This window comes from Citrobacter sp. S39 (assembly GCF_009495675.1).
Taxonomy (GTDB): Bacteria; Pseudomonadota; Gammaproteobacteria; order Enterobacterales; family Enterobacteriaceae; genus Citrobacter; species Citrobacter freundii.
The window spans coordinates 1,701,341-1,725,843 of sequence record NZ_CP045555.1; the positions used below are offsets into that span (position 1 = coordinate 1,701,341).

The window sequence follows — 24,503 nt, forward strand, 5'->3', positions numbered from 1 at the left end:
TCTTCCAGGACCCAGTGGTAAACACAGTAAATAATGCTCAGGATAGAGGATGACTGGTCGAAATTGAAGCGGGAAGAGGCGAGAATGCGCAGGAAGGGGCGGATCTTTACGTTGTCTTACGTTCAGACGGGGCCGAAGCCCCGTCATCAGCATCAGTTACGGAACGGGTTGTTGCCGTTGCTGCTGGTTGAACGTGCTGCTGTCGGCTGAGCCGCAGGCAAATTGCCAGTGCCGTTAAAGTCATTCACTGCGGCATCTTGTTGTGGATTTTGCGGCGCTACGGTATCCGGTGTTGTGGATACCGGTTTACCCAGCGTATTGTTCAGTGCCACCAAATCCTGCTCGTTCAGCGTGCCGAGCGCAGATTTGACGTTTAACTGATTGATAAGATAGGTATAACGCGCATTTGCCAGTTGCTGCTTGGCATTGTATAGCGTGGTGGTGGCATCCAACACATCCACAATGGTACGTGTACCTACGGAATAACCGGCTTCCATCGCATCCAATGAGCTTTGAGCAGAGACAACCGCTTGTTTGTACGCGTTAATGCTACTAATAGAAGCATTAATGTTGTTGAATGAAGAACGAACGGTCTGCACCACGCTACGGTGTGCGCTTTCCAGTTGTTCACTCGCGCCAACAAAGTTGTACTGCGCTTGTTTCACCTGTGAGTTAACCATCCCGCCCTGGTACAGCGGCAGCGAGAAGCTCAGACCGATTTTGTTCTGGCCCATGTTGCTGTCGTCATACTGGGAGCTGTTGGTTTTAGATCCGCTGTACGAGGTGTCAGATACCCCGGTAGAGGCGGTTAAATCCAGTGTTGGTAAGTGACCATCCTGTGCCTGACGAATCTGCTCACGCGCCAGATCCTGGCTTAAACGCGCCTGCAATAAAGTCAGGTTGCGGTTTTCCGCTTCTTTCAGTAGCGCATTCACCGCCTGTGGTTTGTTGGTTTTGAAACCATCAACGTTCAGCGAAGCCAGTTCCGGGTAATAGTTACCGGTCACCTGACGCAGCTGTTCTACCGCGTTATCCAGATTGTTACGCGCGGTCACTTCGTTCGCCAGCACGGTGTCGTATTGTGAACGGGCGTTCTGCACGTCAGTGATGGCGACCAGACCAACGTTAAAACGCTGAGTGGTCTGATCTAACTGACGATAAACCGCATCTTTCTGTGCCTGGGTGTAAGACAGCACATCAATCGCGTTCAGTACGTTAAAATAGGCCGTAGCGGTATTCAGGATCAGCGTTTGCTGATCGGTCTGATACGTTACGTCCTGGATGCCCGCTGATTTTTCTTGCAGCGTCAGGGCACGCCATTTAGACATGTCGAACAGCGTCTGAGTCAATTGTAATGACGCGCTGGTGGCGTTGGAGTTGACGCCGTTTGCATCACGGTAGCCATTGCTGTAGGTGTAATCGGCACCTAAACCCAGTTGCGGCAGTAATGGACTACGCGCTTCGTTAATTTTTTCGAATGCAGCATCGCGATCGGCGGCGGATTTACGCAATTCCGGGTTGCTCAGGCGTGCTTGCTGATAAACCTGCATCAGGTTTTCTGCCTGGCTCAAAGTACTGAACCCCGACAGGCTCAGGCCGATAAGGATGGGGAGCAATTTCTTCATTTGCATTCCTTGTTGTGAAGCAGTATTTAGCGCTGATCAAATTGTAAAAATATTTGCTGATTCTAGCAGAATCCGCCACTGCAAAAAGTTGGCGTTACGTGCCATACGGCGTTAATTTGCATCAATTTAACACAAGGGCGTTCAAACATCAGTCAAACGACCTTGAAATTCACATTTTAATCACTATTGGTTTCAGGACAGCACAATGCGTAAACCAGACAACTTGCCAATGACTTTCACTAAAAATGATGTAGAAATTATTGCACGAGAAACGCTATACCGCGGTTTTTTTTCACTGGATCTTTATCGGTTCCGCCATCGCTTGTTTAACGGTGGTATGAGCGGTGAGGTAAAGCGCGAAATTTTTGAGCGCGGACACGCGGCAGTCTTGCTACCCTTTGACCCTGAGCGGGACGAAGTTGTACTGGTCGAGCAGATCCGTATCGCGGCGTTTGATACCAGCGAAAGCCCGTGGCTACTGGAAATGGTAGCCGGAATGATCGAAGAGGGCGAAACTGTTGAAGATGTGGCCCGTCGTGAAGCGATGGAAGAAGCCGGACTGGACGTTAAACGTACGAAACCCGTTCTGAGCTATCTGGCAAGCCCTGGCGGCACCAGTGAGCGCCTGTCTATTTTAGTTGGCGAAGTGGACGCTACGACCGCGAGCGGAATTCATGGTCTGGCTGATGAAAACGAAGATATTCGTGTTCATGTGGTGAGCCGGGAGCAGGCTTATCAATGGGTAGAAGAGGGGAAAATCGACAACGCGGCTTCTGTCATCGCCTTGCAATGGTTACAGCTGCACTATCAAGAGTTAAAAACTGAGTGGAAAAAATGAAGCGTTACACACCTGACTTCCCTGAAATGATGCGCCTGTGCGAAACCAACTATTCGCAATTGCGCCGCCTGCTGCCACGTAATGATGCAGCCGGTGAAACAGTGAGCTATCAGGTAGCAAACGCACAATATCGGTTAACGATCGTTGAATCGACCCGATACACTACGCTTGTCGCGATCGAACAAACGGCGCCGGCCGTCACATACTGGAGCCTGCCGTCATTGACCGTGCGCCTGTATCATGACGCGAGGGTGGCTGAAGTGTGTTCAAGTCAGCAGATCTTTCGCTTCAAAGCGCGGTATGATTATCCAAATAAAAAGTTGCATCAACGCGACGAAAAGCATCAAATTAATCAGTTTCTGGCCGACTGGCTACGGTACTGTTTAGCACATGGAGCGATGGCGATTCCGGTTTATTAGCGTCGTGAAACCTAAGGACACCATTTGGAAAGCCTGTTAACCCTTCCTTTGGCTGGTGAGGCCAGAGTCAGGATCTTACAAATTACAGACACTCACCTGTTTGCCGAAAAGCATGAAACGCTGCTGGGTGTGAATACCTGGGACAGTTATCAATCCGTACTGGATGCCATACATGCAGAGTCGCCTGAGTACGATCTGATCGTCGCGACGGGTGATTTGGCGCAGGATCAATCCGCTGCGGCCTATCAGCATTTTGCTGAGGGCATCGCAAGCTTTCGTGCGCCCTGCGTTTGGCTACCGGGCAATCACGATTTTCAGCCGGCAATGTACAGCGCGCTGCAGGATGCGGGAATTTCCCCTGCCAAGCGTGTTTTCATCGGCGAACAGTGGCAAATTTTGCTGCTCGACAGCCAGGTGTTCGGCGTTCCCCACGGTGAATTAAGTGAATTCCAGCTCGAATGGCTGGAGCGTAAACTTGCTGATGCACCAGAGCGTAATACCTTGCTGCTTCTGCATCATCATCCTCTGCCTGCGGGCTGTAGCTGGCTCGATCAGCATAGCCTGCGCAATGCCGCTGAGCTGGATAACGTGCTGGTGAACTATCCACGCGTGAAGTATCTGCTGTGCGGGCATATTCATCAGGAACTGGATCTGGACTGGAACGGACGCCGTCTGCTGGCGACGCCGTCGACCTGCGTGCAGTTTAAGCCGCACTGTTCCAATTTCACATTGGATACCATCAGCCCCGGCTGGCGGACGCTGGAGCTTTTTGCTGACGGGACGTTGCAGACTCAGGTACGTCGTCTGCAGGGTAATCGGTTCCACCCTGATACCGCTTCAGAAGGCTACTGATGTCTACGCTTCTCTATCTTCACGGATTTAATAGCTCTCCTCGTTCGGCGAAGGCGTGTTTGCTGAAAAACTGGTTGGCGGAGCACCATCCGCACGTTGAGATGATCGTACCGCAGTTGCCGCCGTATCCGGCCCAGGCCGCAGAGATGCTGGAATCGATCATTCTTGAACATGGCGGAGAGTCGTTGGGGATTGTCGGTTCCTCATTAGGTGGTTATTACGCCACCTGGCTGTCGCAATGTTTTATGCTGCCGGCAGTGGTGGTGAACCCTGCTGTACGGCCTTATGAACTGCTGGTCGACTATCTCGGTCAAAACGAGAACCCCTACACGGGGCAGCAATATGTGCTAGAGTCACGCCATATTTACGATCTTAAAGTCATGCAGATTGACCCGCTGGAAGCGCCGGATTTGATCTGGCTGCTCCAACAAACGGGCGATGAAGTGTTGGACTACCGCCAGGCGGTGGCGTATTACGCCTCCTGCCGTCAGACAGTTATTGAGGGCGGAAACCACGCATTCACGGGCTTCGAAGATTATTTCAACCCGATTGTCGATTTCCTTGGACTGCACAGTTTCTGACGATCAATTCGAATTGCTTATTTAAACCATGACGCAAACTTATAACGCTGATGCCATTGAGGTACTCACTGGGCTTGAGCCGGTACGCCGTCGCCCTGGGATGTACACCGATACGACCCGTCCGAACCATCTTGGACAGGAAGTGATTGATAACAGTGTGGATGAAGCACTGGCGGGCCACGCGAAACGCGTGGACGTGATCTTACATGCCGACCAGTCTCTGGAAGTCATTGATGACGGACGCGGCATGCCAGTAGACATTCACCCTGAAGAGGGCGTTCCGGCGGTTGAGCTGATCCTCTGTCGTCTGCACGCGGGCGGCAAGTTCTCCAACAAGAACTACCAATTCTCCGGTGGTCTGCACGGTGTGGGGATCTCCGTTGTTAACGCCCTGTCCAAACGTGTGGAAGTGAACGTACGCCGCGATGGGCAGGTATACAACATCGCGTTTGAGAATGGCGATAAAGTGCAGGATTTACAGGTTGTCGGTACCTGCGGCAAACGCAATACCGGGACCAGCGTGCACTTCTGGCCGGATGAAAGCTTCTTTGACAGCCCGCGTTTTTCTGTTTCGCGCTTAACGCACGTACTGAAAGCCAAAGCGGTACTGTGCCCGGGCGTTGAGATCACCTTCAAGGATGAGGTCAACAACAGCGAACAGCGCTGGTGCTACCAGGATGGTCTGAATGACTATCTGAGCGAAGCGGTAAATGGCCTACCGACGCTGCCGGAAAAACCGTTTATCGGTAATTTCAGCGGTGAAACAGAAACCGTGGACTGGGCGCTGCTCTGGCTGCCGGAAGGCGGTGAGCTGCTGACCGAAAGCTATGTGAACCTGATCCCAACTATGCAAGGCGGGACGCACGTCAACGGTCTGCGTCAGGGTCTGCTGGATGCGATGCGCGAGTTCTGCGAATACCGCAATATTTTGCCGCGTGGCGTGAAGCTGTCGGCAGAAGATATCTGGGATCGCTGTGCTTACGTGCTGTCGGTAAAAATGCAGGATCCGCAGTTTGCCGGACAAACCAAAGAACGCCTCTCTTCGCGTCAGTGTGCGGCGTTTGTTTCTGGCGTGGTGAAAGATGCCTTCAGCCTGTGGCTGAACCAGAACGTACAGTCCGCCGAACTGCTGGCTGAGATGGCGATTTCCAGCGCCCAGCGTCGTCTGCGCGCGGCGAAAAAAGTGGTGCGTAAAAAGCTGACCAGTGGTCCGGCGCTGCCGGGTAAACTGGCGGACTGTACCGCACAGGATCTTAATCGCACCGAATTGTTTCTCGTCGAAGGTGACTCCGCAGGCGGTTCCGCCAAACAGGCGCGCGATCGTGAATATCAGGCGATCATGCCGCTCAAAGGTAAGATCCTTAATACCTGGGAAGTCTCTTCCGATGAAGTTCTGGCTTCGCAGGAAGTGCACGATATTTCGGTGGCGATCGGCATCGATCCGGACAGCGACGATCTGAGCCAGTTGCGTTACGGTAAGATCTGTATCCTGGCGGATGCGGACTCCGATGGTCTGCATATCGCCACGCTGCTGTGCGCACTGTTTGTGAAGCACTTCCGCACGTTGGTGAAACACGGTCACGTGTACGTGGCGCTGCCGCCGTTATACCGTATCGACCTCGGTAAAGAGGTGTATTACGCGCTGACGGAAGAAGAGAAAGCGGGCGTACTGGAGCAGTTAAAGCGCAAGAAAGGTAAGCCGAACGTGCAGCGCTTTAAAGGACTGGGTGAAATGAACCCGATGCAGCTTCGTGAAACCACGCTGGATCCGAACACCCGTCGCCTGGTGCAGCTCATTATCGATGATGAAGACGATCAGCGTACCAACGCAATGATGGATATGCTGCTGGCCAAGAAGCGTTCTGAAGACCGTCGTAACTGGTTGCAAGAGAAAGGCGACCTGGCGGATCTCGAAGGCTAATTGACCGTTGAATGCCGGAAAAGCAACGTGCTTTCCGGCGTTATTGTTTATGCCGCTTGCGATACTGCAACGGCGTCTCGCCAATGCCTTTACCGAAGGCGCTGATGAAGTATGTTACCTCTGAAAATCCCACCTTTTGAGCAATCTCCCGCACGCTGATTTCACTGTGTAACAGCGCTTCACAGGCTTTGCGTAACCGCAGCGTATTGAGATAGTCGAGAATGCTCTCGCCCGTTTCCATCTGGAAGCGGCGGGATACATAGCTTTTTGATTTATTCAGCTCCTGCGCCAGCGCTGCCAGACTAAATTTGTGAGTGTAATGTTCATCCAGCCAGAACATCACCTGACTAGCAATTCCGCTGCTAATTTCCGGCATATTGCCATTATCGTCGGGTAACAGGCTGAATAAATTGACTAACAGACAGGCAACCTGCTCAGTGCTCAGCGGTTTTTGAGCGGCCATTTTTTCATAACGGCTGAAGAGAAAATCAACATGCGGATGAACATCCGCTGCGTCGACGACCCATGCTTCACTGCTGCGAATGCTCAGATTTTGCAGATGCTGTTGAGTATGAGGCAAGTCGCGCAGCACCTTCAGTACCGCATGTTGATCGAGATGAATAATGGTACGTCGATAACCATCCCGCGCCTGCACATCGACCCAGATCTTGTGTAGGGTAAACGGCGGGAAAAAGAACATTCGTCCCGGCCGCATGGTGTATTGCTTATGGTCAACCGTAACCACGCCAAAGCCTTCTTCCACATACAGCACTTCCAGACACTGATGCCAGTGGTGATAACGCACCGTATTGGCGAATAAACGGCTGAACGACGCAACCGCATCATTGAGGGCGATCAGCTCCAGACGTTCTTGCGGTGAGGATAAAGTCATAGTGCAATAAATTTAAATTTTTGCCGCCGAATGGTAATTTATAAACCCTATTTTTAAATTTTCTCAATCACTGTTTTACTTTAATTCTGGTGCTGTGATTGACGTAACATTTCTGCTGCTCTGCGATTCACTATTCTTTAGCCACTTAATTCAGAGGGGCAGATTATGTGGTCAGCAACTGAAGAAAAATCAAATCCATTGTCATCACGCGAAGACGTAACGTGTGCGGTTAACGCCATTTTACGTGCGCTGGATCGGCAGTTTCCGGCGGGACAGGCTCAGTTTTCTCTTGGCAATACCTGTGCTCACTACAGCGCGGATATTGCCTGTATGGAAGGGCTTTCCCGGGCGTTGTGGGGGCTATTTCCTCTGATGGCAGGCGGGGCTAAAGTGCCGTTTGCCGAAAAGTACATTCAGGCGATAAAACTCGGTACTGACCCACAAAGCCCACATTACTGGGGAGACACCGGTCCTTACGATCAGCGTCTGGTTGAGATGGCTGCTTATGGCCTGGGTCTGGCATTGTTACAGACGCAATTAACGGAGCATTTCTCCCTGAGCGAACGCGAGAATCTGCACCGCTGGCTGAATCAGATAACCGACTCGCAAATGCCGGACAGCAACTGGAACTACTTTGCGATTATCGTTCAGCTTGGTTTCAAGCGTGCGGGTCTGCCTTACGATCAGGCGGCTATCGATCGCCGCTTTGAGCTGATGGAAGCCTACTATCTTGGTGACGGTTGGTATTCCGATGGTCCCGGTCGACCGAAAGATTACTACATCTCAATGGCTTTTCACTTCTACGGCCTGTTGTATGCCACCCTCAGCCCGGATGACACCGAACGCGCTGTCGTTCTGCGTGAACGTTCGCGCTTGTTTGCCGAAGATTTTATTTACCTGTCCGCCGCTGACGGCGCATCGGTGCCGTTTGGCCGCAGCCTGACCTACCGCTTTGCCATGGTTGCCTTCTGGAGCGCGGTGGCGTTTGCCGAACTGGATGTTCTTTCGCCAGGCATAATCAAAGGGGTGATCCTGCGTCATTTGCGCTGGTGGCAGAAGCAGCCGATTTTCGATCGTGATGGCATTCTAACGCTGGGGTTTGCCTACCCGAATCTGGCGATGTGTGAAGACTACAACTCGCCGGGATCGCCTTATTGGGCATTGAAGGTTTTTTTGATTCTTGCACTGCCGGAGGATCATCCATTCTGGCAGGCTGAAGAGCTGGCGCTACCGCAACTCGTTGAAAAACGCGTTATCCCCCATGCTGCGCAGATCCTGCAGCATAGTGAGCATTCTGAGCATGTCATGATGTTGACCTCAGGCCAGCTTGAACTGAACAACTACGTTAATACCGAAGCCAAATACACCAAATTTGCCTACTCCAGCCGCTTTGGTTTCACCATTGAGCGCGGCCGTTACGGCATCAAACATGCGGCCTGTGACTCTATGCTGCTGTTGGCGGACGGCGATGGCTACTATCGTGGCCGTCGTCAGTGCGACGAGGTTCGGGTCGATGAGAATTTTATCTGGTCCCGCTGGTCTCCCTGGCATGACGTAATGATTGAGACCTGGCTTGTCCCGTTTGGCGAATGGCATCTTCGCCTGCACCGTATTAACAGTGCGCGAACGCTGCAAACGGTGGAAGGAGGATTTGCGGTGATGAAAGCCGAGCCTCGGTTATGTGAGCGTGGATGCCTCCTTGCGACATGCAACGGAACCAGCGTTATCGTTGATCTGTCGCCGTCCATAGTTCGCCAGCCAGACAGCGTGGTCACGCCGCCGAACAGTAGCATCATGTTCCCTGAATGTGCGTCGATTCCTGTGTTGACCAGCGAAATCCCGCAGGGCGAAAGCTGGCTTTGCTGCGCCGTGAGTGCCAGCGGGCAGCAAAGACAGTACTCAGCCGTTCCGCAGCTATCCATCAACAATAACCAGGTTGTTATTCAGCAACCTGAAAATGCACGCCAGTTGTCGTTCTTTTTATAGCGAGGGTGGTATGAAAAATAATTCAACGGGAAATCGGACTGAATATTATAAAATAAGTAGTTTTATATTCCTTTATTTCTTTACCTGGTCCGCAAGTATTGGTTTGTTGGCTATCTGGTTGGGGCAAAAAGCGCAGTTGAGCGGTACGGTGATCGGCACCGTATTTGCTGTGAACGGTATTTTCTCGGTTATTCTGAAGCCTATTTATGGCTATATCCTCGATAAAATAGGTATGAGCAAATATCTGCTCTATTTCGTCGTAGTGATGTCAGCGTTAATGGCACCGTTTTTTATTTATATCTATCAGCCATTATTACTCTCCAATACCATGCTGGGTATTATAGTTGGCGCGATTTACTTGAGCTTTGCGTGGTATGCCGGGGTGGCGGCCTGTGAATCTTATTCTGACCGCTACAGCCGTCTGAACGGCATGGAGTTTGGGCAGATCCGTATGTGGGGGTCGCTTGGCTGGGCGGTGGCGTCATCGTTCTCTGGCCTGCTGTTTAACCTCTCACCGGCCTATAACTTTATGCTCGGCAGCCTGACGTCAGTGGTGATGCTGGTTGTTCTGGTGAGTCTGAAAGTCAATGTCAATGCGGCCAACGCCTCGGAGGTGATAACTAAAGAGAAAATCTCCCCGACGGATGTTTACGCCCTGCTGCGTAATCGCAAATTTTGGGCATTCTGCCTGTACGTTGCGGGCGTGGCGTGGATGATGTTTATCGCGGAGCAGCAGTTCTCCCGCTACTTCGTCACTTTCTTTGCCGATGTACATGAAGGGAACGCCGTCTTTGGTTATCTGGGCACCGTGCAGTCGGGAATGGAATTTGTCATGTACATGGTCATTCCGCTATTCGTCAATTATATTGGCGCGAAGCGTGGTCTGCTGATTGTTGGGGCGCTGGTGGGCGCGCGATTGGTGATATCTGGGCTATGTGACTCTCATTTATTAATTTCTGTGCTGAAGCCGCTATACGGTCTGGAGATCTGTTTATTACTGGTTTCCGTCTTCAAATATATTGCCGAGCATTTTGATAAACGTGTCAATGCGACCATGTATTTACTGGGTTATCAGGCGATGCTGTATGTCGGTAACGTGGTGGTTTCCTCGCCTGCCGGATTAATGTACGACCGGATAGGCTTTGAGAAGACATATATCATTATGGGCATTGTGGCGCTGATCTTTACATTGATATCGGCATTTACTTTATCAGCTTGTCAGAGTAAACGTCGCAATAATATTGCTCTCGATATTGCTGAAAATAATCCTGCAAAATAATTTACGTAATAAGGAACCGAAATATGTTAAATCATATCGTTGAGGAATCGTTGCGCGCATTTCCTGGCAGTCCGGTTAATCCCGGCAGTTTTCAGGATCAAATAAGTTGCGCCCGAGAAGATGTCCTCGAATTGATTAGCCGTCATTTAACGGAATTCGGTGAACAATTTCCTGCCGAAACCTGTGTGCAAGGTTATTACCCACTGACAGAGAATGTGGAATGGACGACCAGCTTCTGGACCGGGCAATTATGGCTGGCGTGGGAAATGAGTGGTGAGAGCAAATTTCGCGAGATGGCGGAGAAGCATGTGCGTTCGTTTGGCATGCGTATTGCCGGACGCCACGATACCAACACCCACGACCTGGGATTCCTCTACACGCTTTCCTGTGTGGCGGCCTGGCGGTTGACGGGCAATCGCGATGCACGGGGTTTTTCGTTGATGGCGGCAGAAGCACTGCTGGAGCGTTTTCATGAAAAGGCGCAGATCATCCAGGCGTGGGGCGATCTTCGCGATCCCGATCAGGCAGGACGGATGATCATTGACTGCAATATGAATCTGCCGCTGCTGTACTGGGCTAGCGAGCAAACGGGCGATCCGCGTTTTGCGAATGCGGCGAAGGCCCACGTTGCGCAGGCAGCCAAATATCTGATCCGCCAAGATGCGTCGACCTTCCACACCTACTATATGGACGTGCAAACCGGCGCACCGCGTTACGGTAATACGCAGCAGGGCTATGCTGATGATTCTTGCTGGTCGCGTGGGCAGGCATGGGGGATTTATGGTTTTCTGCTGAGCTATATTTACACTGGCGATACACAAATGGTGCAGCTGTCGAAAAAGCTGGCCAACTACTTTCTTAATCGCCTGCCGGAAGATGCCGTTTGCCACTGGGATCTGGCATTAGTCGGAACCGATGCGCTGCGCGATTCATCTTCGGCGGCGATTGCCGTCTGTGGTCTGCTGGAGCTGATTAAACATCTGCCGGTGACCGATCCGGATCGTGAGCGCTATCAGCAGTGGGCGATGGGGATCATGTCTTCGCTGACCAGGTATTATCTGATGGGCAAAGATGAGCAGGGGAACGGGCTACTGAAACACTCGGTGTATCACCTGTCGAGCAACAAAGGGGTCGATGAGTGTGCAAGCTGGGGGGATTACTTCTACGTTGAAGCGTTAATGCGCTTCACTCAGAGCTGGAAGCTGTACTGGTAATGAGTGTCCGGTGGCGCTGCGGTTGAATGCCGGATGGTGGCCTGAATGCCTCATCCGGCAAATCGACAACCTTAAATACCCGACTCCAGAATACGAATATTCATGTCCAGCACGTCACCTTTTACGGCTTCGCTGTAGGCTTTCATATGCGGGGTCTGCAAATGCGCTTCAAGATGCGCGATGCTTTCCCACTGCTCAACCATCACGATTGAATCTGGCGCTGTGGTCTGAAAACTCACACCTGCGGCATGATCCACCATCGGCGCATAGCCGTGGCAGCCTTCTTCTTTCAGTACGGTCGGAACGATTTTAGCAAACTGATCCAGTACCGCCTGGCGGTGATGTTGACCTGGACGTGTACGGATTTCTGCAATAACGGTAAGCATGGTTAACTCCTTCTAATTCCAGGTTACCAGTTAACCAAAAATTTCGGTCAGATGCTTGCGATATTCTGCGATATAACGCGGGACGTCCGGCATTTTAATCACGTCATTGGTGATAAAGGTCGGCAGCGCTTCCATTCCCAGGAACTGGTTTGCTTTATGGAACGGGAGATAGACGCCATCAACACCAACGCCATGGAAGAACTGGTCTTTTTCAGTGAAGGCTTCCATCGGTGCGTTCCAGGTCAGGGACAGCATGTATTTTTTGCCCTGAATCAGCCCGCCGGAGCCATATTTTTTAGAGGCATCTGAACGTGTGCGGCCATCGCTGGCGTACAGCGTGCCGTGACCTTCGGTAAACACGTCATCGATGTATTTTTTCACGGTCCACGGTGCGCCCATCCACCAGCCAGGCATCTGCCAGATAATCGTATCGGCCCAGACGAAATTCTGCACTTCTGTTTTTACGTCATAATCGCTGTCCGCGCGTACGACTTTAACATCATGCCCGAGGTCGCGCAGGATACCGTCCGCGACCTCGGTCAGGGTGTCATTCAGTTGGCCATTAGAATGGCCGAATTTTTTCGCCCCGTTGATAATCAGAATGCTGCTCATTTTGTGTCCTCAAGGAAATACGTTTGAGGACGATTTTACCCCCACCAGCGGTGCGGTGAAATTAGCAAAATGTGCAAAGTCTTTTGCTATTTGAGCAATAATAATGCAGTTACCAACTGACCTTAGCTTCAAACCCGCCTTCCGAAGCGTTGCCAAACGAGGCTGACATTCCATGCAGTGTTGCGATACGGCGGACAATTGACAGGCCGAGACCGCTGCCGGTCACGCTTTGTCCTGGTGGACGATAAAAACGTTCACCGATGTGTGTAAGTACCTCCGGCGCAACGCCAGGACCATTATCTTTGACGCTGAAATTGCGGGCGTTGAGCGTCACTTCCACAATGCTCCCCTGCGGACTGTAGCGAATGGCATTATCCAGCAGATTTCGTACCATCAGGCTCAGCAACAGCGGCTGTCCTGTGCGCATAATATTGTGTGCGTTAATCTGCAAACGTACGTCAATGTGCGCCTGCTGGGCCGGGTGGTAGATATCCATCACCGCGGATTGCAGTAGCTCCTCCAATGAAATTTCCGCCACATCCTGAAGATTATCGAGGGAGTCGAGGCGCGAAAGCGTCAGGAGCTGATCGACCAGTCGGGTGGCGCGTTCAATTCCCGCATGTAGCTGCGCCAGCGCTTTTTCCCGCGTTTGCGGGTCGTCGTCTGACAGTTGCACCACTTCGGTTTGCACCTTCAGCGCGGTCAACGGACTGCGCAGCTCATGGGCGGCATCAGAAGTGAAGCGGCGTTCACGCACCATCATTGAGTGGATGCGGGTAAACAGCTGATTTAGCGATTCAACCAGCGGGCGCACTTCGCTTGGCACACCTTTCGAGTCGAGCGGCTCTTCTGATTCCGGGGCGCGCCAGCGCAGAGCTTGCGCCAGTTTTTTTAGCGGCCTGAGTTCGCGACTCAGCATGACCACCAGGATCAGCAACATCAGCGGCAGCGCAACCAGCCATGGGGTTAATTGTGCAGTAAGGATCGACAGCGCCATATCCTCCCGATATTCCCACTCCTGGCCCACCACAATGCGATATTTCCCATCAGCGGAATTCAGCCACAGGAAGCGCCAGGAATCGCTGTCGCCCCTGAGTTGGCCGTCGCTAAACCCTTCCCGGCTGTAGCTGTAGGGAATATCCTGGCCATTATCGCCATCGTGTAGCACTATTTTGCCGTCGGTGGAGTAGATGGCAAACGCCAGTGCGTCGTCATCAATATGGCCATGCTTCAGTTTCTTTGGCGTGCGGGCCATATTGCTTGAGGTGGTGACATCGCTGATATCCAGCGTGCTAAGCCGCTTGGCGAACAGCATCAGCTGGGTATCAAACAGCTCATCGACATTATCGGTAGTCTGCCTCCAGGCCACAAAACTGGATACGGCCCAGGTGGCTGATGCCAGAATCAGAAAAATAAGCGTTAGCCTGACGCGCAGGCTGAGGCGTTGTGTGAGTTTCATGCGTCACCCAGGGTGTAGCCAATGCCATGCACGGTACGGATAAAGTCGCTGCCGAGCTTACGGCGTAAGTGATGAACGTGGACCTCAACCGCATTGCTGGAGACATTTTCGTCCCAGGTATACAGTTTTTCTTCAATCAGTTTGCGGGGCAGGACGCGACCTTTGTTGCGCATCAACAGTTCCAGCAGTGCGAACTCTTTAGGTTTGAGTGACAAAGGTTCACCCGCCGCCGTGGCGACCAACGCGCCGGGATCGAGCGTTACCTGGCCATGGCGCAATGTGTTGCTGGCCTGGCCGCTGGCACGACGCACCAGCGCCTCCAGTCTGGCAGCAACTTCGATCAGCGCAAAGGGTTTACACAGATAGTCATCTGCGCCCAGGCGCAGGCCTTCAACGCGTTCCGCCAGCGCGTCGCGAGCGGTCAGAATCAGTACCGGCTCCTGCTTCCCGTTAGCTCGCCATTCGCGCAAAATGTCCCGTCCGTCTATGCCTGGCAGTGTCAGGTCGAGGATTACCGCATCATAAGGTGCGCTGTAGAGTGCTTCTTTCCCCTGGCGACCTTCGGTAAACCAGTCAATGCTGAAACCCATTTTACTCAGACCTGTTTTCAGGCCATCGCCAATCAACGTGTCATCTTCGATCAGTAAAATACGCATATGTTCTTCCCTGCGATAACTCATTTGCAGTCAGTAAACCTGTGGCTACAGTCTCTGTACAGTAAAAAAAGTATCTTTTTTTGCCTTAAGAACTTGTTAAGGATTAACTTATTTAATAGTCATAAACCAATATGAAAGGGAGACATGACGATGAAAAAATTAGCTGCAATGGTTGCCGTAATGGCACTGTGTTCCGCACCTGTTCTGGCAGCTCAGCAGGGCGGCTTCTCTGGGCCAACGACAACCACTACGCAGAGCCAAAACGGCGGATTTGTCGGCCCGAACGGTAGCAGCACGACAGTAGAAAGCGCCAAATCACTGCGTGATGACACCTGGGTTACCCTGCGCGGGAACATCGTTGAGCGTATTTCCGACGACCTGTATGTGTTTAAAGATGCGACCGGCACAGTGAATGTGGATATCGACCACAAGCGCTGGAACGGCGTAACCGTCACACCGCAGGATGTGGTTGAAATCCAGGGGGAAGTGGATAAAGACTGGAACTCCGTTGAAATCGACGTGAAACAGATTACCAAAGTTGCTAAGTAATCCCCATCAGGGCCGCATTCGCGGCCCTTTTCTTTGTGACTCAACACGCCAGATAGGGTAGTATCTGCGGCAATATTGCCCTTCAATAGAGGGGTACAAAGTTGAGGAACCACGATTAATGAGCGATATGGCAGAGCGCCTGGCGCTGCATGAATTCACGGAAAACGCCTATCTGAACTATTCCATGTACGTCATCATGGATAGGGCGTTGCCGTTTATTGGCGATGGTTTGAAACCCGTTCAGCGTCGCATCGTGTACGCGATGTCCGAACTGGGGCTGAATGCCAGCGCCAAATTTAAAAAATCCGCCCGTACCGTCGGTGACGTGCTGGGTAAATACCATCCGCACGGCGACAGCGCCTGCTATGAAGCGATGGTGCTGATGGCGCAGCCGTTCTCTTACCGTTATCCGTTGGTTGACGGGCAGGGGAACTGGGGGGCGCCGGACGATCCGAAATCCTTCGCGGCGATGCGTTATACCGAATCCCGCCTGTCTAAATATGCGGAAGTCCTGCTGGGTGAACTCGGTCAGGGCACGTCGGACTGGGTGCCGAACTTTGACGGCACCATGCAGGAGCCGAAGATGCTGCCTGCGCGTCTGCCAAATATTCTGCTCAACGGTACGACCGGTATTGCCGTTGGTATGGCAACGGACATTCCGCCGCACAACCTGCGTGAAGTGGCAAAAGCAGCGATTACTCTGATTGAGCAGCCGAAAACGACGCTGGATCAGTTGCTGGATATCGTGCAGGGGCCGGATTACCCGACCGAAGCGGAGATCATTACCTCGCGCGCGGAGATTCGTAAGATTTACGAAAACGGACGCGGCTCCGTACGTATGCGTGCGGTATGGACGAAAGAAGACGGCGCGGTGGTGATTTCCGCGCTGCCACATCAGGTTTCCGGGGCAAAAGTGCTGGAGCAGATCGCTGCTCAAATGCGCAATAAAAAGCTGCCGATGGTAGACGACCTGCGCGACGAATCGGATCACGAAAACCCGACCCGTCTGGTGATTGTCCCGCGCTCCAATCGCGTGGATATGGAGCAGGTGATGAACCACCTGTTTGCCACCACCGATCTGGAAAAAAGTTACCGCATCAACCTGAACATGATCGGTCTTGATGGTCGTCCGGCGGTGAAAAACCTGCTGGAGATCCTCACCGAATGGCTGGCGTTCCGCCGCGATACCGTGCGCCGCCGCCTGAATTATCGTCTGGAAAAAGTGCTCAAGCGCCTGCACATTCTTGAAGGCTTGCTGGTGGCGTTCCTCAATATTGACGAAGTAATCGAAATTATTCGTCATGAAGATGAACCTAAGCCAGAGCTGATGTCGCGGTTTGGTATTTCTGAAACCCAGGCTGAAGCCATCCTTGAGCTGAAATTGCGCCATCTTGCCAAACTCGAAGAGATGAAAATCCGCGGCGAGCAGGATGAACTGGCGAAAGAGCGCGATCAGTTGCAGGCCATTCTGGCTTCTGAACGTAAAATGAATAACCTGCTGAAGAAAGAGCTGCAGGCTGACGCTGAGGCCTATGGCGACGATCGTCGTTCTCCGCTGCAGGAGCGCGAAGAAGCGAAGGCGATGAGCGAGCACGACATGCTGCCGTCTGAGCCGGTGACCATTGTGCTCTCCCAGAGTGGCTGGGTGCGTAGCGCGAAAGGCCACGACATCGATGCGCCGGGATTAAGCTATAAAGCGGGCGACAGCTTTAAGTCGGCAGTGAAGGGTAAAAGCAATCAGCCGGTGGTGTTCGTGGACTCGACCGGCCGCAGCTATGCCATCGATCCGATTACGCTGCCGTCGGCGCGCGGTCAGGGTGAACCGCTGACCGGGAAGCTCACTCTGCCGCCGGGCGCGACGGTTGAGCACATGCTGATGGAAGGCGATGATCAGAAACTGCTGATGGCATCGGATGCGGGCTACGGTTTTGTCTGCACCTTCAATGACCTGGTTGCACGTAACCGTGCAGGTAAGGCATTGATTACGCTGCCAGAGAATGCGCGCGTCATGCAGCCGGTGGTGATTGAAGATGAAACCGATATGCTGCTGGCGATTACTCAGGCTGGTCGCATGTTGATGTTCCCGGTGAGCGATTTACCGCAGTTGTCGAAAGGCAAAGGGAACAAGATCATTAATATCCCTTCAGCGGAAGCGGCGAAAGGCGAAGATGGTCTGGCGCAACTTTACGTGCTGCCACCACAGAGCACGCTGACTATCCACGTCGGTAAGCGCAAAATCAAACTGCGTCCCGAAGAGTTGCAGAAAGTGACCGGCGAGCGCGGCCGTCGCGGCACGCTAATGCGTGGTCTGCAGCGTATCGACAGCATTGAGATTGACTCGCCTCGACGCGCCAGTCACGGCGACAGCGAAGAATAACGCTACCGTCCGGCTCTCCCTGTTAAAGCCCAGGGAGAGCCAACGTTAAAAATTCCCGTGAAACCGTTGTTTATTCGTGCGTTGCGATTAACAATACGCTTTTCCAGAGAGCCGCCCTTAACAAAGCCCTAACCTGATACCGCGTGATGAATCAGGTGACGTAAAATGCCAGGCTCTTAGGCCTTAGAGGTTGTTATGCTATATATTTTTCGTTTAATTATTACTGTTATTTACTGCGTTCTGGTCTGTATTTTCGGTTGCATATACTGTCTGTTCAGCCCGCGAAATCCAAAACACGTTGCAACGTTCGGTCATATGTTTGGCCGCCTGGCTCCCCTTTATGGTCTGAAGGTCGAGTGCCGCATGCCGGCAGACGCGCAGAACTATGGTAATGCTATCTATATTTGTAACCATCAGAACAACTATGACATGGTTACTGCTGCGAATATCGTTCAACCGCCGACGGTGACGGTGGGTAAAAAAAGCCTGCTGTGGATCCCTTTCTTCGGGCAGCTGTACTGGTTAACCGGTAACCTGCTGATTGACAGAAATAACCGCGCAAAAGCACACAGCACCATTGCTGCCGTGGTGAATCATTTCAAAAAACGCCGCATTTCTATCTGGATGTTCCCGGAAGGAACGCGTAGCCGCGGTCGCGGTCTGCTTCCGTTTAAAACCGGCGCGTTCCATGCAGCGATTGCTGCTGGTGTCCCGGTTATTCCGGTGTGCGTTTCCACAACCTCGAACAAGATAAAATTAAACAGACTCAATAATGGTCTGGCGATTGTCGAGATGTTGCCGCCGGTGGATATTAGCCACTTTGGCAAAGATCAGGTTCGTGAACTGGCAGCGCATTGCCGCACGCTGATGGAACAAAAAATCGCAGAGCTCGATAAAGAAGTTGCTGAGCGGGAAGCCGCCGGTAAGGTTTAATCCGCGCAATTCGGGTTTTTTACAGGAAATGACTTCCTGCGTGTTAATAGCCAGTTTTTTATGGAGTTTATATGTCATTCAGTCGGCGTCAGTTCATTCAGGCATCGGGGATCGCACTGTGTGCAGGTGCTGTTCCGCTGAAGGCTAATGCTGCCGGTCAGCAACAACCGTTACCTGTGCCTCCGCTGCTGGAATCCCGCCGGGGGCAGCCGCTATTTATGACGCTGCAACGTGCGCACTGGTCCTTTACACAAGGCACGCGCGCACCTGTCTGGGGAATTAACGGCCGCTACCTGGGACCGACAATTCGCGTCTGGAAAGGGGATGACGTCAAGCTTATCTACAGCAACCGTCTGACTGAGAATGTCTCGATGACCGTCGCCGGGTTACAGGTACCTGGCCCGCTGATGGGCGGCCCGGCGCGCATGATGTCCCCGAATGCTGACTGGGCGCCGGTGCTACCGATTCGCCAGAATGCCGCCACGTTGTGGTATCACGCCAATACGCCAAATCGTACTGCTCAGCAGGTCTATAACGGCCTTGCCGGGATGTGGCTGGTTGAAGATGAAGTGAGTAAATCACTGTCTATTCCCAACCACTATGGCGTGGATGATTTTCCGGTCATTATCCAGGACAAGCGGCTGGACAACTTTGGCACGCCGGAATACAGCGAGCCCGGCAGCGGTGGCTTTGTCGGTGATACGCTGCTGGTCAATGGGGCGCAAAGCCCGTATGTCGAAGTCTCCCGCGGCTGGGTGCGCTTGCGTTTACTGAACGCTTCAAACTCGCGTCGTTACCAGCTGCAAATGAGCGATGGCCGTGCACTGCATGTGATTTCCAGCGATCAGGGTTTTTTACCTGCACCCGTTTCGGTGAAGCAGCTCTCGCTGGCGCCTGGCGAGCGTCGTGAGATCCTGGTGGATATGACGAACGGTAATGAGGTCTCTATCACCTGTGGCGAGGCAGCCAGTATTGTCGACAGGATCCGCGGGTTCTTTGAGCCTTCCAGTATTCTCATCTCCACGCTGGTGCTGACTCTGCGTCCAACGGGGCTTCTGCCGCTGGTGACTGACAGCCTGCCAATGCGCCTGCTGCCAACGGAAATCCTCAGCGGTTCGCCGATTCGCAGCCGTGATATCAGCCTGGACGATGACCCTGGCATCAACGGTCAGCTGTGGGACGTCAATCGTATGGATATTACCGCTCAGCAGGGCTCCTGGGAGCGCTGGACGGTGCGGGCGGATATGCCCCAGTCCTTCCATATTGAAGGCGTCTCGTTCCTGATCCGTAATGTGAATGGCGCGATGCCGTTCCCGGAAGACAGAGGCTGGAAAGATACCGTCTGGGTTGACGGCCAGGTTGAATTACTGGTTTATTACGGACAGCCTTCCTGGGCCCATTTCCCGTTCTACTTTAATAGCCAGACGCTGGAAATGGCAGATCGCGGCTCAATCGGACAGATGTTGGTGAACCCGGCGCCGTAATGCGCCGGGATTTCCGTTATGCCCGCCAGAACATGCGCGAGAACAGGATCAGAATGGGGTAAATCTCCAGACGCCCCATGATCATGGCCGCGCACATCAGTAGCTTTGCTTCCTCATTTAAGGTGCCAAATGTCGTGGCGGTGACGCCAAATCCTAGCCCCATATTGTTGATGCAGGCGGCGACGGTGGCAAAAGAGGAGAAGAGATCGTAGCCCATCAGATTGAGCGCCCAGATAAAAAAGCTGGTGAACAAAACGTAGAGAAAGAAAAAGCTCCATACCGAACGCACCACCCGGTCGCTTACCACGCTATTGCCCACTTTAATGTTCAGCAGGGCACGGGGATGCGCGAGCTGGTGTAACTCCTGACGGCACTGCTTGAACATAATCAAAAAACGCAGCACCTTAATCCCCCCGCAGGTCGATCCCACACAACCGCCGAAGAAACTGGCGCTGAGCAGCATGAAGATCGTGTGCGAAGGCCACTGCGCGTAATCCGCCGTCGACAGGCCATTATCTGTCAGCATCGAACTGGCCAGAAAAAAAGCATGCACCAGGCTGTCCGTTAATCCGTACATGCCTGCCCGCCAAACTTGCCAGGTGGCGATCAGAGTGACAACCAACGCAATAAGCAAAAAGAAACGCAGTTCGGCATTACGACGAAAGGGTTTGAAGGTACGTTTCACGATAGCCACGTACCAGAGGGTGAAGTTAAACGCAGACAGCAGGGAAAACACCCCAGCGACCAGCTCGATCGCATGGCTGTTATAGAAGCCGATGCTTTCACTGCGAGTGGAAAATCCGCCGAGAGAAACCGTCGACAGCCCGTGGCATAAGGCATCGAAGAACGACATCCCGGCAGCCCAGTAGGCCAGGGTACAGATAAGACCCAGAATGACATAGGTCAGCCACAGCGTACGTGCAGTATCAGCAAGTCTTGGCGTGAGGCGTTCTTCTTTAAAGGGGCCCGGCATTTCAGACTGATACAGCTTCATGCCGCCGATACCCAAAAGCGGTAATACCGCCACGGCGAGGACAATAACACCCAGGCCACCAATAAAATTGAGCTGAGCCCGATAGTAGAGATACGACTTCGGCATGGCGCTGACGTCGCCAATTACCGTTGCGCCCGTGGTGGTAATCCCGGAAACCCCTTCAAACAGGGCATCCGCAAAGGAGAGGTTTAAGCCATCGTCCATCCACATCGGCATCGCGCTGATAAACGAAAACAACAGCCAGAACAGGACGATAATAACGAAACCATCCCGTGTTCGCAGTTGAATACCCGCATGTTTGGTTGCTAGCCACGCCCCGCCGCCGAGGGTGAAGAAAGTCATAAATGTGCTGAAAAAAGCGAACAAACTCCGCTCTTTGTTTAACAAAGCGATGGCCATCGGTGGCAGCATAGAAAAGCTGTAGAGAAGAACCAGAAACCCACACAGGTGAACAACAACCCGTAACTGGGAAATATGCAGTGAATCGTTGAGTCGCAATGAAAAATCCCCCGCCGAAAAAGAGTTATCTCAGCTGGCCGGCATGGTGTTAATTATGATTGATAAAAATGAGCGTCGTAAAATTTAACAATTTATATAACTTTCTACTGCCCTGGTTCAGACTCCACTTCATTTCTTGTCGACATACAGCGTATAATCCCCGGCCTTTGATTATTTTTTTACCATTTTTGGAAGCATTATGAGCGCAATATCCCTGATCCAGCCGGACAGAGACCTTTTCTCCTGGCCGCAGTACTGGGCTGCCTGTTTTGGCCCGGCACCGTTTTTGCCGATGTCACGCGACGAAATGGACCAACTTGGCTGGGATAGCTGCGACATCATTCTGGTTACCGGCGATGCATACGTCGATCATCCCAGCTTTGGCATGGCAATATGCGGCCGTATGCTGGAAGCGCAGGGCTTTCGTGTAGGGATTATCGCCCAGCCTGAGTGGAACAACAAAGACGATTTTATGCGTTTGGGTAAACCGAACCTGTTCTTTGGTGTGACCGCAGGCAACATGGACTCGATGATCAACCGTTACACCGCAGATCGCCGATTGCGTCATGACGATGCCTACACACCAGACAACGTAGCAGGTAAACGCCCGGACCGCGCCACGCTGGTCTATACCCAGCGTTGTAAAGAAGCATGGAAAGATGTGCCGGTTATTCTCGGCGGCATTGAGGCCAGCCTGCGCCGTACCGCGCACTATGACTACTGGTCTGATACCGTTCGTCGCTCTGTTCTGGTGGATTCCAAAGCCGACATGCTGATGTTCGGCAACGGCGAACGTCCGCTGGTGGAAGTGGCGCATCGTCTGGCGATGGGCGAAACCATCGATCAGATCCGCGACGTGCGTAACACCGCGATTATGGTTAAAGAAGCGCTGCCGGGCTGGAGTGGCGTGGATTCCACGCGTCTCGACACGCCGGGCAAGATTGATCCGATCCCGCATCCGTACGGCGAAGATCTGCCGTGTGCTGACAACAAACCGGTCGCACCGAAAAAGCAGGAAGCGAAAGCGGTAACCGTACAGCCGCCGCGTCCGAAACCGTGGGAAAAAACCTACGTGCTGCTGCCGTCCTTTGAAAAAGTGAAGGGCGATAAAGTGCTGTATGCGCATGCGTCGCGTATCCTGCACCACGAAACCAACCCGGGCTGCGCGCGTGCGCTGATGCAAAAGCACGGCGATCGCTACATCTGGATTAACCCGCCAGCCATTCCGCTCTCTACCGAAGAGATGGATAGCGTCTTTGCGCTGCCGTACAAGCGCGTGCCGCATCCGGCGTATGGCGACAGCCGCATTCCGGCCTATGAGATGATCCGTTTCTCGATCAACATTATGCGTGGCTGCTTTGGCGGCTGTTCGTTCTGTTCGATCACCGAGCACGAAGGCCGCATCATCCAGAGCCGCTCTGAAGATTCGATCATCAATGAAATCGAAGCCATTCGCGACACCGTTCCAGGTTTTACCGGCGTGATTTCCGACCTCGGCGGCCCAACGGCGAACATGTATATGCTGCGCTGTAAGTCACCGCGTGCGGAGCAGACCTGCCGTCGTCTGTCATGCGTCTATCCGGATATCTGTCCGCATATGGACACCAATCACGAACCGACGATTAATCTTTATCGCCGGGCGCGTGATTTGAAAGGCATTAAAAAGATCCTCATTGCTTCCGGTGTGCGCTATGACATCGCGGTTGAAGATCCGCGCTATATCAAAGAGCTGGCGACCCACCACGTTGGCGGCTATCTGAAGATTGCGCCAGAGCATACTGAAGAAGGCCCGCTGTCGAAGATGATGAAGCCGGGGATGGGCAGCTACGATCGCTTTAAGGAGTTGTTCGATACCTACTCTAAACAGGCGGGTAAAGAGCAGTACCTGATCCCGTACTTCATCTCCGCGCACCCGGGTACGCGTGACGAGGATATGGTGAATCTGGCGCTGTGGCTGAAACAACGTCGTTTCCGTCTGGATCAGGTGCAGAACTTTTATCCATCGCCGCTGGCGAACTCCACAACCATGTATTACACCGGGAAAAACCCGCTGGGTAAAATTGGTTATAAGAGTGAAGACGTGGTGGTGCCGAAAGGTGATAAGCAGCGCCGTTTGCATAAAGCCCTGTTGCGTTACCACGATCCAGCTAACTGGCCGTTAATCCGCCAGGCGCTGGAAGACATGGGTAAAAAGCATCTGATCGGCGGTCGTCGTGAATGTCTGGTTCCGGCGCCTACGCTGGAAGAGATGCGCGAAGCACGTCGCCAGAACCGTCATACCCGCCCGGCGTTGACCAAGCACACCCCGGTGGCGCACCAGCGCCAGACCCCTGCCGCAAACAAAAAACGCGGGAAAGTAGCGGGACGTTAATTTACTTTGCCCGGTGGTGAAATGCTTATCAGGCCTACGAGCAGCACAGTTTTGTAGGCCGGATAAGGTGCTTGCACCGCCATCCGGCAGAAGTGCTCAGTATTTATGCCTCACGAATTCTGGCCGCTAATGCGGCCAGTTTTGCATCATCCGCCCGTTCATGATCGTGTGATGACAGATACCCTTCATATTGCTCGAAAAATTTGGTCTGCCGCGACTCAATCGGTTTCCAGTGAGTTAGATCGCCAGTGCCGTGCATGGGGCTTAATTTGCTGTGCACATGGTCTACGCCGAAACCTTCGAAGAACATCCCCGTACGACTGACATCCGGGAAAGCCTTATCCAGTTTCTTAGCCACTTTTTGGGTTGCCATCATCAGGTCAGCCAACGCCTGCGGCGGCATATCGAAGGCATAGCTGGGGTAATGCTTTTTCGGGATCACCACGGTAAAACCGTCGGTGTTCGGGAAAATCGACAGAAAAGCCAGATGGTGCTCGTCTTCCCAGACCTTATGGCAGGGGGCTTTACCTTCAACAATTTGACAGAAAATACAGGTCATTCCTTTTCTCCGCAGGTA

Annotated in this window: 21 protein-coding genes; 13 read left to right on the forward strand and 8 right to left on the reverse strand. The window is 52.8% G+C overall.

Going from position 1 to position 24,503, the window contains the following annotated elements:
• Window positions 1-152: 152 nt before the first annotated feature.
• On the reverse strand, window positions 153-1,631 hold the full coding sequence (tolC, locus tag GFB57_RS08100; protein WP_085951568.1) for an outer membrane channel protein TolC: 1,479 nt from the start codon (window positions 1,629-1,631) through the stop codon (window positions 153-155).
• A 199-nt stretch (window positions 1,632-1,830) separates the two neighbouring features.
• Between tolC and nudF the strand changes: the two genes are divergently transcribed.
• Genes nudF through parE form a run of 5 tightly spaced genes read left to right on the forward strand, consistent with a single transcriptional unit; the run spans window position 1,831 to window position 6,236 of the window.
• Window positions 1,831-2,463, forward strand: coding sequence for an ADP-ribose diphosphatase (gene nudF / locus GFB57_RS08105; protein WP_003024585.1), 633 nt, complete (start codon window positions 1,831-1,833; stop codon window positions 2,461-2,463).
• Window positions 2,460-2,882 (forward strand): DUF1249 family protein, encoded by a 423-nt coding sequence (locus GFB57_RS08110; protein ID WP_003024582.1) that lies wholly within the window; start codon window positions 2,460-2,462, stop codon window positions 2,880-2,882. The genes nudF and GFB57_RS08110 overlap by 4 nt, the downstream gene beginning before the upstream one ends.
• Before the next feature lie 24 nt (window positions 2,883-2,906).
• Entirely contained in the window at window positions 2,907-3,734 is an 828-nt protein-coding gene (gene cpdA / locus GFB57_RS08115) for a 3',5'-cyclic-AMP phosphodiesterase (protein WP_003838143.1), read from the forward strand.
• Window positions 3,734-4,315 (forward strand): esterase YqiA, encoded by a 582-nt coding sequence (gene yqiA, locus GFB57_RS08120; protein ID WP_003024575.1) that lies wholly within the window; start codon window positions 3,734-3,736, stop codon window positions 4,313-4,315. The genes cpdA and yqiA overlap by 1 nt, the downstream gene beginning before the upstream one ends.
• A 28-nt stretch (window positions 4,316-4,343) precedes the next feature.
• Entirely contained in the window at window positions 4,344-6,236 is a 1,893-nt protein-coding gene (parE, locus tag GFB57_RS08125; protein WP_003024571.1) for a DNA topoisomerase IV subunit B, read from the forward strand.
• Window positions 6,237-6,276: 40 nt separating this feature from the next.
• Here parE and GFB57_RS08130 read toward each other — a convergent pair whose 3' ends face one another.
• Complete coding sequence (locus GFB57_RS08130; protein WP_003024567.1) at window positions 6,277-7,128, reverse strand: AraC family transcriptional regulator; 852 nt, start codon at window positions 7,126-7,128, stop codon at window positions 6,277-6,279.
• A gap of 165 nt (window positions 7,129-7,293) precedes the next feature.
• Between GFB57_RS08130 and GFB57_RS08135 the strand changes: the two genes are divergently transcribed.
• From GFB57_RS08135 to GFB57_RS08145, 3 genes are read left to right on the forward strand one after another with little or no spacing between them, the layout of a single operon-like run.
• Window positions 7,294-9,114, forward strand: coding sequence for a DUF2264 domain-containing protein (locus tag GFB57_RS08135; RefSeq protein ID WP_003024563.1), 1,821 nt, complete (start codon window positions 7,294-7,296; stop codon window positions 9,112-9,114).
• A 10-nt stretch (window positions 9,115-9,124) separates the two neighbouring features.
• A complete protein-coding gene (locus GFB57_RS08140; protein WP_008321194.1) occupies window positions 9,125-10,393 on the forward strand; it encodes an oligosaccharide MFS transporter in 1,269 nt (422 codons plus the stop codon).
• A gap of 23 nt (window positions 10,394-10,416) precedes the next feature.
• Window positions 10,417-11,607 (forward strand): glycoside hydrolase family 88 protein, encoded by a 1,191-nt coding sequence (locus GFB57_RS08145; protein ID WP_003024559.1) that lies wholly within the window; start codon window positions 10,417-10,419, stop codon window positions 11,605-11,607.
• A 71-nt stretch (window positions 11,608-11,678) separates the two neighbouring features.
• Here GFB57_RS08145 and GFB57_RS08150 read toward each other — a convergent pair whose 3' ends face one another.
• The 4 genes from GFB57_RS08150 to qseB all read right to left on the reverse strand — a co-directional run bounded on the left by GFB57_RS08150 (window position 11,679) and on the right by qseB (window position 14,720).
• Window positions 11,679-11,993: a putative quinol monooxygenase gene (locus GFB57_RS08150; protein ID WP_003024557.1), complete on the reverse strand. Its 315-nt coding sequence runs from the start codon at window positions 11,991-11,993 to the stop codon at window positions 11,679-11,681.
• A gap of 30 nt (window positions 11,994-12,023) precedes the next feature.
• Window positions 12,024-12,605 carry an NAD(P)H-dependent oxidoreductase gene (locus GFB57_RS08155; protein ID WP_003024553.1) on the reverse strand — a complete coding sequence of 194 codons (582 nt, stop codon included), beginning with the start codon at window positions 12,603-12,605 and terminating at the stop codon, window positions 12,024-12,026.
• 109 nt (window positions 12,606-12,714) lie between these two features.
• Window positions 12,715-14,064: a quorum sensing histidine kinase QseC gene (gene qseC, locus GFB57_RS08160; RefSeq protein ID WP_003024550.1), complete on the reverse strand. Its 1,350-nt coding sequence runs from the start codon at window positions 14,062-14,064 to the stop codon at window positions 12,715-12,717.
• Window positions 14,061-14,720, reverse strand: a complete 660-nt coding sequence (gene qseB, locus GFB57_RS08165) for a quorum sensing response regulator transcription factor QseB (protein ID WP_003024547.1) — start codon at window positions 14,718-14,720, stop codon at window positions 14,061-14,063. Before qseB ends, qseC begins: the two co-directional genes overlap by 4 nt.
• A gap of 150 nt (window positions 14,721-14,870) precedes the next feature.
• Between qseB and GFB57_RS08170 the strand changes: the two genes are divergently transcribed.
• The 4 genes from GFB57_RS08170 to ftsP all read left to right on the forward strand — a co-directional run bounded on the left by GFB57_RS08170 (window position 14,871) and on the right by ftsP (window position 20,063).
• Window positions 14,871-15,269: a YgiW/YdeI family stress tolerance OB fold protein gene (locus GFB57_RS08170; RefSeq protein WP_003024544.1), complete on the forward strand. Its 399-nt coding sequence runs from the start codon at window positions 14,871-14,873 to the stop codon at window positions 15,267-15,269.
• Between the two features lie 118 nt (window positions 15,270-15,387).
• Entirely contained in the window at window positions 15,388-17,646 is a 2,259-nt protein-coding gene (gene parC, locus GFB57_RS08175; protein ID WP_003024543.1) for a DNA topoisomerase IV subunit A, read from the forward strand.
• A 195-nt stretch (window positions 17,647-17,841) separates the two neighbouring features.
• Window positions 17,842-18,579 (forward strand): 1-acylglycerol-3-phosphate O-acyltransferase, encoded by a 738-nt coding sequence (plsC, locus tag GFB57_RS08180; RefSeq protein ID WP_003024540.1) that lies wholly within the window; start codon window positions 17,842-17,844, stop codon window positions 18,577-18,579.
• 71 nt (window positions 18,580-18,650) lie between these two features.
• Complete coding sequence (ftsP, locus tag GFB57_RS08185; protein ID WP_003024538.1) at window positions 18,651-20,063, forward strand: cell division protein FtsP; 1,413 nt, start codon at window positions 18,651-18,653, stop codon at window positions 20,061-20,063.
• A 16-nt stretch (window positions 20,064-20,079) separates the two neighbouring features.
• Here the strand turns inward: ftsP and GFB57_RS08190 are convergent, their stop codons facing one another.
• Window positions 20,080-21,555: a TrkH family potassium uptake protein gene (locus GFB57_RS08190; protein WP_003024535.1), complete on the reverse strand. Its 1,476-nt coding sequence runs from the start codon at window positions 21,553-21,555 to the stop codon at window positions 20,080-20,082.
• A gap of 199 nt (window positions 21,556-21,754) precedes the next feature.
• Here GFB57_RS08190 and GFB57_RS08195 point away from each other — a divergent pair, with 199 nt between their 5' ends.
• Entirely contained in the window at window positions 21,755-23,926 is a 2,172-nt protein-coding gene (locus GFB57_RS08195; RefSeq protein ID WP_003024532.1) for a YgiQ family radical SAM protein, read from the forward strand.
• Between the two features lie 103 nt (window positions 23,927-24,029).
• Here GFB57_RS08195 and GFB57_RS08200 read toward each other — a convergent pair whose 3' ends face one another.
• Complete coding sequence (locus tag GFB57_RS08200; protein ID WP_003024529.1) at window positions 24,030-24,485, reverse strand: HIT family protein; 456 nt, start codon at window positions 24,483-24,485, stop codon at window positions 24,030-24,032.
• Window positions 24,486-24,503 lie beyond the last annotated feature (18 nt).